Origin of the sequence: Lentzea sp. NPDC102401 (genome assembly GCF_044765805.1) — a bacterium.
Taxonomy (GTDB): domain Bacteria; phylum Actinomycetota; class Actinomycetes; order Mycobacteriales; family Pseudonocardiaceae; genus Lentzea; species Lentzea sokolovensis.
Map to the genome: position 1 here is coordinate 335915 of NZ_JBIWKS010000011.1, position 13620 is coordinate 349534.

Below are 13620 nucleotides of genomic sequence, written 5' to 3' on the forward strand. Positions count from 1 at the left end.
ATCAGAGCATCGGACTTAGTCGCGAACATGAGTGTTGTCGCGCTCGTGCCCGCGGCAGGGCGAGGTGAGCGTCTGGGCTACGGGATGCCCAAGGCGCTCGTGCCGGTCAACGGCGTTCCGCTGTTGACTCGTGCCGTGCGGGGTCTGTTCGAGTCGGGCCAGGTTCAGCACGTCGTCATCGCAGCTCCACCGTCCGATGTGGACTTGGTGCACACCGCAACCGCCTCGCTGGCTCCGGCCGGCGGGGCGGTGCACGTGCTTTCAGGGGGTGCCGAACGCACCGATTCGGTGCGGCTCGCCCTCGAACACGCGCTCCGCGTGATTCCGGACACCTCGATCGTGCTGGTCCACGACGCTGCCCGTGCCTTCACCCCTCCCGAGGTCATCGCCGACGTCGTCGCCGCTGTGCGCGGTGGGTACGACGCCGTCATCCCGGTGCTTCCGGTCGCCGACACGATCAAGCAGGTGGACGAGGTCGGAGTGGTCGTCTCCACACCTGATCGAGCCGGTCTGCGGGTCGTGCAGACCCCGCAGGGTTTCCGCGCCGAGACTCTCAAAGCCGCCTATTGCTCCGGTATCGCCGCGACTGACGACGCCGGTCTCGTCGAGAAGAACGGTGTCGCCGTGCACACGGTTCCCGGGCACGCGCACGCCATGAAGATCACCACCCCGTTCGACCTCGCGGTCGCGGAAGCACTGTTCAGCGGAGGCCAGAAGTGAGGATCGGCCAGGGCGTCGACGTCCACCCGATCGAGTCAGGCCGCGAGTGCTGGATCGCCGGTCTGCTGTGGGAGGGCGTCGACGGTTGCGCCGGCCACTCCGACGGCGACGTGGCCTCACACGCCCTGTGCGACGCGCTGCTGTCCGCGGCGGGTCTGGGTGACCTGGGTGCCGTTTTCGGCACGTCAGACCCGCGCTGGTCAGGCGCGCACGGCGTGGTCCTGCTCACGGAGGTGCGCCGTCTCGTCGAAGAGGCCGGATACCGTGTGGGAAATGCCACAGTGCAGGTCATCGGCAACGAGCCGCGCATCGGCAAGCGCCGCGACGAGGCCCAGAAAACGCTTTCCGACGCGGTGGGCGGCCCGGTCTCCGTCGCCGGCACCACCACGGACGGCCTGGGTCTCACAGGGCGAAACGAGGGCATCGCCGCGATCGCGACAGCACTGCTGTTCCCCGTAGCCTGACGAACATGGCCACGCTTTCAGAAACGCAGCGCGAACTCCTCGACAGCCCGAACTACGCCACGGTCGCGACGCTGTCCAAGGACGGCAGCCCGCAGACCTCGGTCGTCTGGATCAAGCGCGACGGCGACGACGTGCTGTTCTCCACCGTCGTCGGCCGGGCGAAGGAGCGCCACCTGCGGAACGACCCGCGGGTGAGCATCACCGTCATCAACAAGGACAACCCGTACCAGTACAGCGAGTTCCGCGGTGACGCGTCGCTGACCACCGAGGGCGGCGCCGAGCTCATCAACGAGCTGTCGCACAAGTACCTCGGCAAGGACTACCCCGGTGACGCCGGCACGGACAACGTCCGCGTGATCGTCCGCGTGCAGGTCACCAAGACCACCGGAAACGCGTAGAGCCGTTAACTCGGCTGCCTCTGCGCGGGCACGTTGAGCACGGCACGGCCGCCGTCGAGGTCCACCCGGCTTCGCGGCGGCGCGCCGTCCCCCTCGTCGTCGCGCAGCAGGCGTTCCTCCTTGCGGAACTCGATCTCCTCACGCTTGCCCGCCTCGAACGTCGCGCCGAGCTCACCGATCCCGGCGGTGGACATCGGCGTGCCCTTCTTCTTGCCCCGCGCGAAGCGCTCGACCACGGCGAGCACGAACAACGCCGCCACCAACGCGGGTAACGACATCGCGAACAGGAACCCCAGGCTCATACCTGGACAACTCCCCGTACGTCGGTGTGGTTCCCGCCACTAACATGCGCCTCGTGCCCAAGTACGACGTTTGTCTCTCCTTCGCCGGCGAAGACCGCCCCTACGTCGACGAGGTGGCCCGCCACCTCACCGAGCTGGGCGTCTCCCGTTTCTACGACACCGACGAGCAGGCCGATCTCTGGGGCAAGAACCTCGTCGAGCACCTGGACCAGATCTACCGCCACGACTCGCGCTTCTGCGTGATGTTCATTTCGGAGGCCTACGCCAGGAAGATGTGGACCAGGCACGAGCGGCAGTCCGCGTTCGACCGCGCCCTGGTCTCCGACACCGAGTACGTGCTGCCCGTCCGGTTCGACGACACCGAGATCCCCGCGCTGCGCGTCGGCACCGGGTACCTGGACATCCGCAACCGGACGCCGCGCGAGCTGGCCGAGATGATCGCGAAGAAGGTCGGCGCCCCGGTGGCCGGACCGCGGCCAGGCTGGGAGTACCAGCTGTTCGCCGACACCGTGGGGCTGCACATGCGCAACCTCAAGGACAAGCGGATCAGCCACGAGATGGGCAGCGTCAAGCCGAAGCGCATGATCACCGCGGACGTGGACGCACTGGACACCTTCATGGCGCGCAGCCGCACGTTCGACGGCATCATCAACGGCATCGCGGACCTGCTCTCCCCCGGCAGGCTGCAGAGCGCGTTCGGCCCGGCCAGCAAGCCCGGCGACAGCGACAAGATCAAGTATCTGGCCAACAGCTTCGTGGAGGCGTACGAGAACCTCCTCGACTGGTCCGCCGACCTGCGCGGCACCACGACGCCGGACCGCTTCACCGCGCTCTACAAGGCCGCGTCCCAGCTCGCCGACCAGCCGCTCCAGCAGATCGAGCAGTTCGTCGAGGAGTTCGCGGCCGCCAGTGTCCGCGGCACGGGCGACCTGCGGCTGACCCTGTCCTACGACGCCTCGCTGGTCGAGGCCGAGCTCAAAAAGGTCCAGACCACCTAGCCGTTCGGCACGTAGAGTCGGGGGCGTGACGATCCGCGCCGCGCTCTTCGACTTCTCCGGCACGCTGTTCCGGCTCGAACACCCCGAGCTGGAGTCCAACGGTGCCCTGATGCGTGCACTCACCGCCCCGGTCGGCATCGCCGACGGCATGGACCCCGAGCTGGCAGACGGCTGGAACCGGCGCGACCTCGACCCCGACGTGCACCGCTGGGTGCACGTGAAGGTCCTCGAGGACGCGCTGGTGCCCGACGCCGAGGCCTTCTACGACAAGCTGCTGCACCCCGAGTCCTGGCAGCCCTACCCGGACACCAGGGCGACGCTGGAGCACCTCGAGGACATCCCCGTCGCGGTCGTCAGCAACATCGGCTGGGACATCCGCACCGTGTTCGAGCTGCACGGCCTCACGCACCTCGTGGACGAGTTCGTGCTCTCCTACGAAGAAGGCGTCATCAAGCCGGACCCGAAGATCTTCACCACCGCGTGCGAACGGCTGGGCGTCGATCCCCGCGATGCCGTGATGGTCGGCGACAGCGAGGAGGCGGATGGCGGAGCGGAGTCGATCGGTTGCTCCTTCCGGCTCGTCAACCCGGTTCCGACGAGTGACCGCCCGACCGCTCTTTTGGATGTGGCCCGTACCATTCCCGTGTGAGCCTCCACATCTACGACACGGCGAGCCGGTCCATGCGGGAGTTCCACCCGCAGGTCAACGGAACGGCGTCGATCTACGTGTGTGGGGCGACCGTGCAGGGCGTGCCGCACATCGGGCACGTCCGCAGCGGCCTGAACTTCGACGTCCTGCGCCGCTGGCTCGCCCGTGACGGCGCCGACGTCACGCTGGTCCGCAACGTCACCGACATCGACGACAAGATCCTCACCAAGGCCGCCGACCACGGCAGGCCCTGGTGGGAGTGGGCGTACACGCACGAGCGCGCCTTCGAGGACGCCTACGACGCGCTGGGCTGCCTGCCGCCGTCGTACGCGCCGCGCGCCACCGGCCATGTCACGCAGATGGTCGAGCTGATGCAGCGGCTGATCGACAAGGGCCACGCCTACGACGTCGACGGCGACGTCTACTTCGACGTGCGCTCGTTCCCCGAGTACGGCGCGCTGTCCGGGCAACGGCTCGACGGCGTGGAGCAGGGCGAGACGGCGGTGCGCGGCAAGCGCGACCCGCGCGACTTCACGCTGTGGAAGGCCGCCAAGCCCGGCGAGCCGTCCTGGCCGACGCCGTGGGGCGACGGCAGGCCCGGCTGGCACCTGGAGTGCTCGGCGATGGCCACGACGTACCTCGGCAGCACGTTCGACATCCACGGCGGCGGGCTCGACCTGATCTTCCCGCACCACGAGAACGAGCAGGCCCAGTCCCGCGCGGCCGGTGACGGCTTCGCGAACTACTGGATGCACAACTACTGGGTGACGCTGGCCGGCGAGAAGATGGCCAAGTCGCTCGGCAACACCGTGTCCATCCCCGCGATGCTGGAACTGGTCCGTGCCCAGGAGCTGCGGTACTACCTGGTCTCGCCGCACTACCGGTCGCACATCGAGTACTCCGAAGAGGCGTTGCAGGAGGCGGTGACGTCCTACGGGCGCATCGAGTCGTTCCTGCGCCGCGTCGCGGAACGCGTCGGCCCGATCGAGCTCCGCGGCGACATGTGCCCGGACTTCGTGGTGGCGATGGACAACGACCTGAACACGCCCCAAGCCGTGGCGGCGCTGCACAACAAGGTGCGCCAGGGCAACACCGCACTCGCCGACGGCGACCACGAGACGGCCCGTGCGGCCGCCGAGTGCGTGCGCCGGATGGCTGACATCCTCGGCGTCGACCCGTTGTCGCCGAAGTGGAACGACGCGTCGTCTGCCGATCTCGGCATGCGACAGGCGTTGACCACCCTGGTGGATCGACTTCTCGTCGAACGCCAAGAAGCCCGCAAGAGCAGGGATTTCGCGCGCTCTGACGCATTGCGCGACCAGCTGCACGACGCGGGCATCGCCGTCGAGGACACCCCCGACGGTCCGCAGTGGACTTTGAAGGACGACTGACTTCCGTGGCTGGCAATTCCAAGCGCAAGGGCGCGATGCGCAATCCGGGCTCGAAGAAGGGCGCGGTCGTCGGCTCCGGCGGGCAGAAGTCCAAGGGGCTGACCGGCAAGGGTCCGACGCCGAAGGCGACCGAGCGCCCGAACCACCCCGCCTACAAGCGGGCCAAGGTGGCGGCGAAGACCGACGCGGCCAAGACGCAGCGCCGGCACACCAAGGAGAAGGCCTCCGCGGAGACCGTGGCGGGCCGCAACCCCGTCGTGGAGTGTCTGCGCGCGGGCACTCCCGCCACGGCGCTGTACGTGGCGCTGGGCATCGACGCGGACGACCGCGTGGCCGAGGCCGTGCGCCTGGCCGCCGACCGGGGCATCACCGTGCTGGAGGTCGCCCGCGGCGAGCTCGACCGGATCACCGGCGGCGCGATGCACCAGGGCCTCGGCCTGCAGGTGCCGCCGTTCGAGTACGCGACCGCGGACGAGCTGCTCGAGCTCGCTCAGCGCGCCACCACGCCGCCGTTGCTGGTGGCACTGGACGGCGTGACGGACCCGCGCAACCTGGGTGCCGTCGTGCGGTCTGCCGCGGCGTTCGGCGCTCAGGGCGTCGTGGTGCCGCAGCGGCGCAGCGCGTCGATGACGGCGGTCGCCTGGCGCACCAGCGCGGGCACGGCCGCCAAGATCCCGATCGCGATGGCCACGAACCTCACCCGGACGCTGCGCGACTGGGCCGAGGCGGGTCTCATGATCGTGGGTCTCGACGCGGACGGTGACGTCGACGTCGACGGTCTGGAACTCGCGACGGGCCCGCTCGTCGTGGTGGTCGGATCGGAGGGCCGCGGTCTCGGCCGTCTGGTCAAGGAGACGTGCGACCAGACCGTGTCGATCCCGATGGCGAAGGGCGTCGAGTCGCTCAACGCCTCCGTCGCGTCCGGTGTCGTGCTGGCCGAGATCGCTCGTCGCCGCCGTCTCGACGCCAAGAGCTGACCTCTCGGTCGGCCTTGTCTGACAGTTGCCTGACGTTATCGGCTAGTTCGCGACGCTAAGCGCCTTCATTGCCGACGTTAGTGATCGTTTTCCTCGCCTGCGAAACCGGTTTCGTTACGCGGGCGGGGAAACGAGATCTCCACACTTGCCAGAACTTCGCGACTCATCGGGATGACAAACGGCGTGGCCTATTCCGCGCCACTCCCGGGCGCGGGTACCTTCGTCTCGATCGCAATTCGCCTGTTTCGCCAGGTAGGAGCCGGTGCGGGTTGCGCCGCTCGGCGGAACCTGAGACATCCGTTTGGCACCGGTTGACACACACCGTGACCATTTGGGGTCCAATCAGGCGACGACGAGGTCAACTGTGAAGAAGATCAGGTCTACGTTTCGCTATTGTAACTACTTTAGGTAACTGGCCTGCTCCGTTTAGGTACACACTGTGGTAGGACAGACGTTGAACGGTCAGACAGCTTCTACCGTGATTGTCGATAGGAATTGATTACCACCGGCGGGGGCGACGTGACTCGGCGTAGAGCGAATCGGGACGTGCCGATTCACCGCGCGCGGGGAGCGGCTGTCCGGAGCACCGCATGACGACCCGCGGCGCGCTCCGCGAGCTCGTGGGTTTGCGCGAGTTCCGCGCCATGTGGATCGGCTCGACCGCTTCGACCGCCGGCGACCAGCTCGCGGCGGTCGCATTGTCACTGCTCGTATTCGAGCGAACACAATCCGCTGCCTGGACCGCCCTCACGTGGTCACTGACGCTGTTCCCGCCACTGATTTCGGGCCCGTTGCTCGGCTGGGTCGCCGACCGGTTCCCGCGACGCACGGTAATGGTGACGACGGCCTGGATGCAGGCCGTGCTCATGGGCGCGATGGCCATTCCCGGCATGCCCCTGTGGGCCATGATCGTGCTGCTCGTGGTGGTCCTGGCGATCTCCTCGCCGTACCTCGCGGCCCAGGAGGCGAGCCTCCCTCACGTACTCCCGCCGAAGCGCTACGACGACGGTGTGGCGCTGTTCGGCACGTCCGTCGACATCGCCCAGATGGCGGGTCTCGCCGCTGCGGGCTTCCTCGTCGCCCACAGCGGCCCCGGCCTCGCGCTCGGGATCAACGCGGTCACGTTCGCCGTCCTGGCGATCCTGGTGCAGACGTCCGTGAAGCACCGCCCGGCCGCCGATCCGCTGGGCCGCAAGAAGAAGGACGACGAAGAACCACGCGGCGTGCTCGCGCTGATGGTGTCCGAGCCGCGATTGAGGACCCTGCTGGGCGTCCGGCTGCTCGCGGGCCTCGCGATGGTCCCGGAAGGACTCGCGGTCCCGCTGGCGGCGAGCCTGAACGCGGTGTGGGCGGTCGGCCTGATCCTCGCCATCGAACCCGCCGCGAACGTGCTGGGTGTGGCGCTGCTCTTCCGTCTCGTGCGGGATCCGGCGAAGCGAGAACGGCTGATCGGCCCGCTGGCGATCCTGTCGCTGGCGCCGTTGATCATGTTCGCTTTCAACCCGAACCTGACCTGGACGATCGTTTTGCTCGTGATTGCCGGTATAGGCGGGGCTTATCACACACCCGCTCGTTCGGCGTGGATGCGCCTGCTACCCGACCAGTACCGCGGAAGGGCTTATGGCATTGGGCGCGCGGCGTTGCGTTCGAGCCAGGGCGGTGGAATGGCGCTGGCCGGTGTCGTCGCTCATTCGATCGGATCGGTGACGGCCACGATCGCCGGCGCGGGCGGCATCGGACTGCTGCTCGCGACGCAGGCAACCTTCGCCTGGCGACGTGCGCGGGGTCGCGACGGCACGAAGGCGGTGGCAATCTGAAACAGAACGGTCACCAATAGCGATATCCGTCGTAGAGGCACCATGATGATCTGGATGCGAGATTGAAGCCGACTAGAGGAAGGGTGGCGTTCAGAAGTCTCGGTTGCACATGGAAGGACACCTCCTCGTTGCGACAAGCGGCAGCGCGGTGGTCTACGACCTGGTCAGCGGCGGCTTAGCTCATGACTTGCCATGAGCGTAGGGGGTCGTGGTGAAGAACAGTTTGACTGATCGCGGGCGATCGCGGGCACTCGGCTTGACTCCGATTCGCAACTGGGACCTTTGGACCGTTGCGCCCAGTGCGATCGCATACTTTTTCGTGCTCGAAGCGGCCGTGGCCGTTGCCGCCATCTGGCTGCTGACGAAGCTCACCGACGTCGCGACCACCGACTGGCTTCGCTTCGCCGCGCTCATCGCCGCGATCACCATCCACCTGACCGTCGTGCGCAGAGCGGAAGAAGCCCGCCGCAACGAGGCCTCAGGCCCCCACATCGACCTGACGTCGGTCTGGACGTTCGCCGCGGCCGTGGCGCTGCCCGGCGGCCTGGCCGTGATCGCCACGATCTGGATGCGCATCCTGATCCAGCCGATCGCCCGCCGCCAGCCCTACCGCTTCGTCTTCGGCACCGCCTCCATGCTCGCCTCGACCCTCCTGTCCTGGGCACTGGTGCACCTGTCGGGCGTCTCGCTGGCCGCCACCGGGAACATCCCGGCGGACCTGAGCCTCGTCCTGATCCTCGCGATAGCCGCCGTCGTCTACTGGCTGGTCCAGGTGATGACCGTCGCGGCCGCGTTCAAGATCGTGACACCGAACTCGAAGATCCTCGACTTCCTCGGCTCCAAGGTCGACAACATGCTCGAGATGAGCACGCTCGGCGCCGGCGCCATGCTCGGCATGCTCATGACGAGCCACTGGGTCGGGCCGCTGTTGCTGACCGTGCCGGTGATCCTGGTCAACGCGCTGCTGTCGCGCGCGGGTGAACGCCGTACCCACCTGGAACGCCTGCTGCGCGAACAGGAACAGCTCCACCAGCGCCTGGCCGCGGACGCCCACACCGACTACCGGACGGGCCTGCTCAACACCAACGGCCTCACCGAGTACGCGGGCCGCCTGGCCGAACGCTGCCGCCTGGACGGCGAACCGATGACCGTCCTGGTGATCGACCTCGACCACTTCAAGCGCATCAACGACACCTGGGGCCACCCGGCGGGCAACGCCGTCCTGGCCGAGGTGGGCCGAATCCTCCGCGAGAAGCTCCGCCCCGGCGACGTGGCGGGCCGGGACGGCGGCGAGGAGTTCGTGGTGGCGCTGAAGGACACCCCGGTGGCCCAGGGCGTGACGATCGCCGAACGCATCCGCGAGGCCATCGGCTCTCTCGCCGTCCCCACCACCGACAAGCACCGCAACGTGGTCACCCTGTACGGCCGCGAGATCCAGCCCCCGGAGCCGGAAGGCGAGTCGCTGCAGGCGATCTCGGCGTCCATCGGCGTGGCGGTGATCCCGGACAACGGCCCGGACATGGCCACCGCCCAGCACTCGGCGGACGCGGCGCTCTACAAGGCCAAGGAGAACGGCCGCAACCAGGTCCGCGTGGCAGGCCTGGACATCCCGCCGCGGCTGATGCCCGCGCCCCGTCAGGACGACGTGACCAAGCCGATCAGCTCACGCAGTGCGTGACCGTCGCCAGGACACGGCCCGGCAGACCAGGTAGATCACGAAGCTCAGGGCAGTCACCAGGGCGCTGACCGGAAGCGCCGGCACGAGCGACAGCAGGATGCCTCCCACCGCGGCGATCTCGGCGAAGACGACGGACAGGATCGTGGCCCTCAACGGCGACGCGGTCAGACGCATCGCCGCGGCCGCCGGCGTGATCATCAACGCCAGCACCAGCAAGGCGCCCACGACCTGAACGGACAGCGCGGTCGCGACACCGACCAGCACCGCGAACACGATCGACAGCGTCCGCACCGGAACCCCGCGCGACACCGCCACGTCCGGGTCCACCGACGCGAAGAACAACGGCCGGTAGATGAACGCCATAACCACCAGGACGGCGATGGACGAGATCACCAGGAGCTTGAGGTCGGTGGAGTCGACGCCGACGATCTGACCGGTCAGCAGACCGAACTTGTTGGACGTGCGCCCCTTGTAGAGCGCGAGCATCAGAATGCCCATGCCGAGTCCGAACGCGAGGATCGCGCCGATCACCGAGTCGCGGTCGCTCTCACGGCGTGACAACACACCGAGCAGCACCGCGGCGATGATCGACCCGGCCAGCGCGCCGTACCCGATGCCGACGCCGAGCAGCAACGCCGCAGCGCCACCGGTGAACGCGAGCTCACTGGTGCCGTGCACCGCGAACGCCATCTTGCGCGTGACCACGAGCGGCCCGAGAACGCCGGCCACCAGCCCCAGCACCGCGGCCGCGATCAGCGCGGTCTGCACGAAGTCCAGTTCGAGCAGGTCGAAGAACGTCACGACGCGGCCTCCGCCGACAGGTGGTGCGTCTGCTCCTCGCAGGCGCCGGCGCCGACCACCAGGATCTGGTCGCGCACCCGCACGACCTCGACCGGCGTCCGGTACAGCTCGGACAGCGTGCGGGAGTTCATGACCTCTTCCGGCGTACCTACGCGGAACCGCCCGCCCACCAGGTACAGGACCCGGTCGACGAGCGGCAGCACGGGATTCAGCTCGTGCGTCACGAAGAGAACCGCGGTGTCGGACTCACGACGCCGTTTGTCGATCAGCTCGGACACGATCCGCTGGTTCGCGAGGTCCAGCGACAGCAACGGCTCGTCGCACAGCATCACGGTCGGGTCGCCGACCAGGGCCTGCGCGACCCGCAACCGTTGCTGCTCCCCGCCGGACAGCACCCCGATCGGCGAATCCGCGTATCGAGTGCCGCCCACGGCCTCGATGGCCGCGTCGACACGGATCTTGCGTTCCCGGCGGCCGCCCAGCCCGAAACCCCACCGGTGGCCGTCCAGACCCAGTCCGACGAGATCGCGGCCGCGCAACGTCATGGACTGGTCGAGCGCTCGCTGCTGCGGGACGTATCCGATGGAGTGGTTGCCGCCGGCGATCGAGACCGTGCCGGAGGACAGCGGCTGCAGTCCGAGCAGCACGCGCATCAGGCTGGTCTTGCCGGAGCCGTTCGGCCCCAGGACCGCGAGGAACTCACCGGGTTCGACGTCGAGGTCGAGCCCGTCCCACAACACTCTGTCCCCGTAGGACAACCGGGCCCCGCGCAGCGAGATCGCGCTCATGCCTTGAGCGCCTGCGTGAGCGCGTCAACCTGCTTGCTCATCCAGTCAAGGTAGCCGGTCACGCCCTCGGGCAACGTCTCGGTGACCGCGACGACCGGAACGCCCGCGGCCCTGGCCTTCTCGACCACGCTCTTCGTGACCTGGTTCTCGGTCTGGGTGTTCTCCACCAGCACGTTGACCTGCTTGGACTCGACCAGCTGGTTCATCGACGCGAGGGCGGCGGCCGGCACGTCCGACTCCTCCTCGATCGCCTTGCTGAACGCCTCGGGCGTCACGTCCTCGGCACCGGACTCGTCGATCAGGTAGTGCGCGATCGGCTCGGTCGACGCGACCTTGCGGTCCTTGCCGATGCCGGCGACCTTCTTCTCCAGCTCTTCGAGCTTGGTGGTGAAGTCCGCGGTGTTCTTCTCGAACGTCGTCTTCTTGTCCGGCGCGATGGCGCCCAGCTCGTTCGCCGCGGCCTCGGCCACCGCCTGGACGGTGTGCAGGTCGTACCAGACGTGCTCGTTCACGCTGTGGTCGTGACCGTCGGCGTCGGGCGCGCCGGTCTGCGGTTCCGCGTGGTTGTCGCGCAGCGGGAACGCCTCGATCTTCTTGGTGGCGTCGCTGGTGATCAGCTTGGCGAAGAAGTCGTCGTAGCCGCCGCCGTTGAACACGACCAGCTTGGCGTCCTTGACCAGCGCCGCATCGGCGGGCTTGCTCTCGTACGAGTGCGGGTCGGCACTCGGGTCGTCCAGCAGGGCCTTGACCTCGACCTCGTCGCCGCCGACCGCCTTGATGACGCTGCCCCACACGTTGGTGGAGGCGACCACCTGGATCTTGCCGCTGTCCGCGGACGGCGTGCTCGTGCCACAGGCGGCCAGGCTCACGACGGCGAGAGTGCCGACCAGAGCGTTGCGGAGAGTCATCACGCCATCCCTCGATCAGGTAATGGAAACCGTTGTCGAGTTCAGTTTACGACACGAAAAAGCCCCCGACGGTCACGCCGGGGGCTTGAACGTGTGACTCAGGACTCCAGGCGCTCGCCCGTCTCGGGGTGGAACAGGTGGATCTCGGTGTCGTCGCGCACGGCGACCTTCACGTGCTGGCCCAGGGTCGGCGGCGTGCGGCCGTCGACGCGGACGACGAAGCGCTGCGACGAGTCGCCGATCTTCACGGCACCGTGCACGAGCGCGTCGGCGCCGAGCTCCTCGACCAGTTCGACGGTCATCTCCATGCCCTCGTCGGTCGACGGCACGATGCCGAGCGCCTCGGGCCGGATGCCGAAGGTGACCTCGTCGAGACCGCCGGCGGCCTCGTGCGCGGCACGGCTCAGCGGCACGATGATGCCGTCGAGCTTCGCGCCCTCCGCCGAGATCGGCACGGTCTTGAGGTTCATGGCCGGCGAGCCGATGAAGCCCGCGACGAACGCGTTGGCCGGGCGGTCGTACAGCGCGCGAGGCGTGTCGCACTGCTGCAGCAGGCCGTCCTTGAGCACCGCGACGCGGTGGCCCATCGTCATGGCCTCGACCTGGTCGTGCGTGACGTAGATCGTGGTGGTGCCGAGACGCTGCTGGAGAGCGGCGATGTTCGCACGCGTCTCGACGCGCAGCTTGGCGTCCAGGTTGGACAGCGGCTCGTCCATGAGGAAGACGGACGGCTCACGCACGATGGCGCGACCCATGGCGACACGCTGACGCTGACCGCCGGACAGCGCCTTCGGCTTGCGCTCCAGGTACTTCTGCAGGTCGAGCATCTTGGCGGCCTCTTCGACCTTCGCCTTGATCTCGGTCTTCGGCACACCGCGCAGCTTGAGCGCGAAGCCCATGTTCTCCGCGACGGTCATGTGCGGGTACAGCGCGTACGACTGGAACACCATCGCGATGTCCCGGCCCTTCGGCGGCACGTTCGTGACGTCCTTGCCACCGATCTGGATGGCGCCCTCGTCGATGTCCTCCAGGCCCGCGAGCATGCGCAGCGCCGTCGACTTGCCCGAACCGGACGGCCCGACCAGCACCAGGAACTCGCCGTCGCTCACTTCGAGGGAGAGCTCGTCGACCGCCCGCACCGGCGGGTTGCCGGAGAAGATCCGCGACGCCTTGACGTAGGACACCTCTGCCATGTGACGCACCTTTCACCGCTTGTCTGGGCGCGACGTTATGCATTGCAAGCGCTTACGGGAACAGACGTAAGCGCTTACGTTTCGCGGCACGGCAACGTAAGCGCTTACGTTCAGCGGCATGAACGAACAGCCGTTGCCAGGTGGTTTCGTCAGCCACGTCGTCCGAATCGGAGACACGGTGCGGCGAGGGACGACCGACCGTTCCGAGTTCGTCCACCGGCTGCTGCGCCACTTCGAACAGCACGCGTGGCCGGGCGCTCCGAGGTTCCTCGGCGTGGGCGAACAGGGCAGGGAGGTGCTGACGTTCCTGGACGGCTCGTACGGCGGTTCCACGACCTGACCGCGGGAACCACGCTGGCCGGCGACCAGGAAGTCGTGTGCCACAACGACCTGTCCCCGAAGAACACCGCGTACCGCGACCGGTCCCCCGTCACCTTCGTGGACTGGGACCTCGGCCCGGCAGGCGGCGATCTCGCCACGACGTCCGAGCGGCTGCGGATGATGTGCGGCGCCTACGGCCTGACCGACCGGAGCCA

Annotated in this window: 15 protein-coding genes; 10 read left to right on the forward strand and 5 right to left on the reverse strand. The window is 68.0% G+C overall.

The window, feature by feature from the left end:
• Positions 1-27: 27 nt before the first annotated feature.
• Genes ispD through ACIRG5_RS34030 form a run of 3 tightly spaced genes read left to right on the forward strand, consistent with a single transcriptional unit; the run spans position 28 to position 1582 of the window.
• The gene (gene ispD, locus ACIRG5_RS34020; protein WP_402912491.1) at positions 28-720 is read left to right on the forward strand and encodes a 2-C-methyl-D-erythritol 4-phosphate cytidylyltransferase; all 693 of its coding nucleotides are present in this window, start codon (positions 28-30) and stop codon (positions 718-720) included.
• Positions 717-1184: a 2-C-methyl-D-erythritol 2,4-cyclodiphosphate synthase gene (ispF, locus tag ACIRG5_RS34025; protein WP_319975942.1), complete on the forward strand. Its 468-nt coding sequence runs from the start codon at positions 717-719 to the stop codon at positions 1182-1184. The genes ispD and ispF overlap by 4 nt, the downstream gene beginning before the upstream one ends.
• A 5-nt stretch (positions 1185-1189) precedes the next feature.
• On the forward strand, positions 1190-1582 hold the full coding sequence (locus ACIRG5_RS34030) for a PPOX class F420-dependent oxidoreductase (protein WP_402912494.1): 393 nt from the start codon (positions 1190-1192) through the stop codon (positions 1580-1582).
• Positions 1583-1587: 5 nt separating this feature from the next.
• Here ACIRG5_RS34030 and ACIRG5_RS34035 read toward each other — a convergent pair whose 3' ends face one another.
• Positions 1588-1884, reverse strand: a complete 297-nt coding sequence (locus tag ACIRG5_RS34035) for a DUF6191 domain-containing protein (RefSeq protein ID WP_402912496.1) — start codon at positions 1882-1884, stop codon at positions 1588-1590.
• Positions 1885-1937: 53 nt separating this feature from the next.
• On the opposite strand from ACIRG5_RS34035, the gene ACIRG5_RS34040 reads away from it, so the two are divergent.
• The 6 genes from ACIRG5_RS34040 to ACIRG5_RS34065 all read left to right on the forward strand — a co-directional run bounded on the left by ACIRG5_RS34040 (position 1938) and on the right by ACIRG5_RS34065 (position 9394).
• Entirely contained in the window at positions 1938-2882 is a 945-nt protein-coding gene (locus ACIRG5_RS34040) for a toll/interleukin-1 receptor domain-containing protein (protein WP_402912499.1), read from the forward strand.
• 25 nt (positions 2883-2907) lie between these two features.
• Positions 2908-3531, forward strand: coding sequence for an HAD family hydrolase (locus tag ACIRG5_RS34045; protein ID WP_402912502.1), 624 nt, complete (start codon positions 2908-2910; stop codon positions 3529-3531).
• Positions 3528-4922, forward strand: a complete 1395-nt coding sequence (gene cysS, locus ACIRG5_RS34050; RefSeq protein WP_402912505.1) for a cysteine--tRNA ligase — start codon at positions 3528-3530, stop codon at positions 4920-4922. Before ACIRG5_RS34045 ends, cysS begins: the two co-directional genes overlap by 4 nt.
• Positions 4923-4927: 5 nt before the next feature.
• The gene (gene rlmB / locus ACIRG5_RS34055) at positions 4928-5899 is read left to right on the forward strand and encodes a 23S rRNA (guanosine(2251)-2'-O)-methyltransferase RlmB (RefSeq protein ID WP_402912507.1); all 972 of its coding nucleotides are present in this window, start codon (positions 4928-4930) and stop codon (positions 5897-5899) included.
• A gap of 590 nt (positions 5900-6489) precedes the next feature.
• Positions 6490-7716, forward strand: a complete 1227-nt coding sequence (locus ACIRG5_RS34060; protein ID WP_402912510.1) for an MFS transporter — start codon at positions 6490-6492, stop codon at positions 7714-7716.
• Positions 7717-8035: 319 nt separating this feature from the next.
• Positions 8036-9394 carry a GGDEF domain-containing protein gene (locus ACIRG5_RS34065; protein ID WP_402912512.1) on the forward strand — a complete coding sequence of 453 codons (1359 nt, stop codon included), beginning with the start codon at positions 8036-8038 and terminating at the stop codon, positions 9392-9394.
• On the opposite strand, the gene ACIRG5_RS34070 is transcribed toward ACIRG5_RS34065, so the two are convergent.
• The 4 genes from ACIRG5_RS34070 to ACIRG5_RS34085 all read right to left on the reverse strand — a co-directional run bounded on the left by ACIRG5_RS34070 (position 9380) and on the right by ACIRG5_RS34085 (position 13084).
• Positions 9380-10195 (reverse strand): metal ABC transporter permease, encoded by an 816-nt coding sequence (locus tag ACIRG5_RS34070; protein WP_330271434.1) that lies wholly within the window; start codon positions 10193-10195, stop codon positions 9380-9382. The two genes, ACIRG5_RS34065 and ACIRG5_RS34070, sit on opposite strands and share 15 nt — an antisense overlap.
• Positions 10192-10983 (reverse strand): metal ABC transporter ATP-binding protein, encoded by a 792-nt coding sequence (locus tag ACIRG5_RS34075; RefSeq protein ID WP_319975952.1) that lies wholly within the window; start codon positions 10981-10983, stop codon positions 10192-10194. Before ACIRG5_RS34075 ends, ACIRG5_RS34070 begins: the two co-directional genes overlap by 4 nt.
• Positions 10980-11891, reverse strand: a complete 912-nt coding sequence (locus ACIRG5_RS34080) for a metal ABC transporter solute-binding protein, Zn/Mn family (protein ID WP_402912516.1) — start codon at positions 11889-11891, stop codon at positions 10980-10982. Before ACIRG5_RS34080 ends, ACIRG5_RS34075 begins: the two co-directional genes overlap by 4 nt.
• Before the next feature lie 98 nt (positions 11892-11989).
• Positions 11990-13084 (reverse strand): sn-glycerol-3-phosphate ABC transporter ATP-binding protein UgpC, encoded by a 1095-nt coding sequence (locus ACIRG5_RS34085; RefSeq protein WP_319975954.1) that lies wholly within the window; start codon positions 13082-13084, stop codon positions 11990-11992.
• Between the two features lie 118 nt (positions 13085-13202).
• Here ACIRG5_RS34085 and ACIRG5_RS34090 point away from each other — a divergent pair, with 118 nt between their 5' ends.
• Positions 13203-13424 carry a hypothetical protein gene (locus ACIRG5_RS34090; RefSeq protein WP_402912519.1) on the forward strand — a complete coding sequence of 74 codons (222 nt, stop codon included), beginning with the start codon at positions 13203-13205 and terminating at the stop codon, positions 13422-13424.
• Positions 13425-13620: the final 196 nt, after the last annotated feature.

Coding starts and splice junctions, on each gene's coding strand:
- ACIRG5_RS34090 (WP_402912519.1), top strand. CDS start 13,203: ATGAACGAACAGCCGTTGCCAGGTGGTTTCGTCAGCCACGTCGTCCGA.
- ACIRG5_RS34030 (WP_402912494.1), top strand. CDS start 1,190: ATGGCCACGCTTTCAGAAACGCAGCGCGAACTCCTCGACAGCCCGAAC.
- ACIRG5_RS34075 (WP_319975952.1), bottom strand. CDS start 10,983: ATGAGCGCGATCTCGCTGCGCGGGGCCCGGTTGTCCTACGGGGACAGA.
- ACIRG5_RS34035 (WP_402912496.1), bottom strand. CDS start 1,884: ATGAGCCTGGGGTTCCTGTTCGCGATGTCGTTACCCGCGTTGGTGGCG.
- ACIRG5_RS34085 (WP_319975954.1), bottom strand. CDS start 13,084: ATGGCAGAGGTGTCCTACGTCAAGGCGTCGCGGATCTTCTCCGGCAAC.
- ACIRG5_RS34080 (WP_402912516.1), bottom strand. CDS start 11,891: ATGACTCTCCGCAACGCTCTGGTCGGCACTCTCGCCGTCGTGAGCCTG.
- ACIRG5_RS34060 (WP_402912510.1), top strand. CDS start 6,490: ATGACGACCCGCGGCGCGCTCCGCGAGCTCGTGGGTTTGCGCGAGTTC.
- ispD (WP_402912491.1), top strand. CDS start 28: ATGAGTGTTGTCGCGCTCGTGCCCGCGGCAGGGCGAGGTGAGCGTCTG.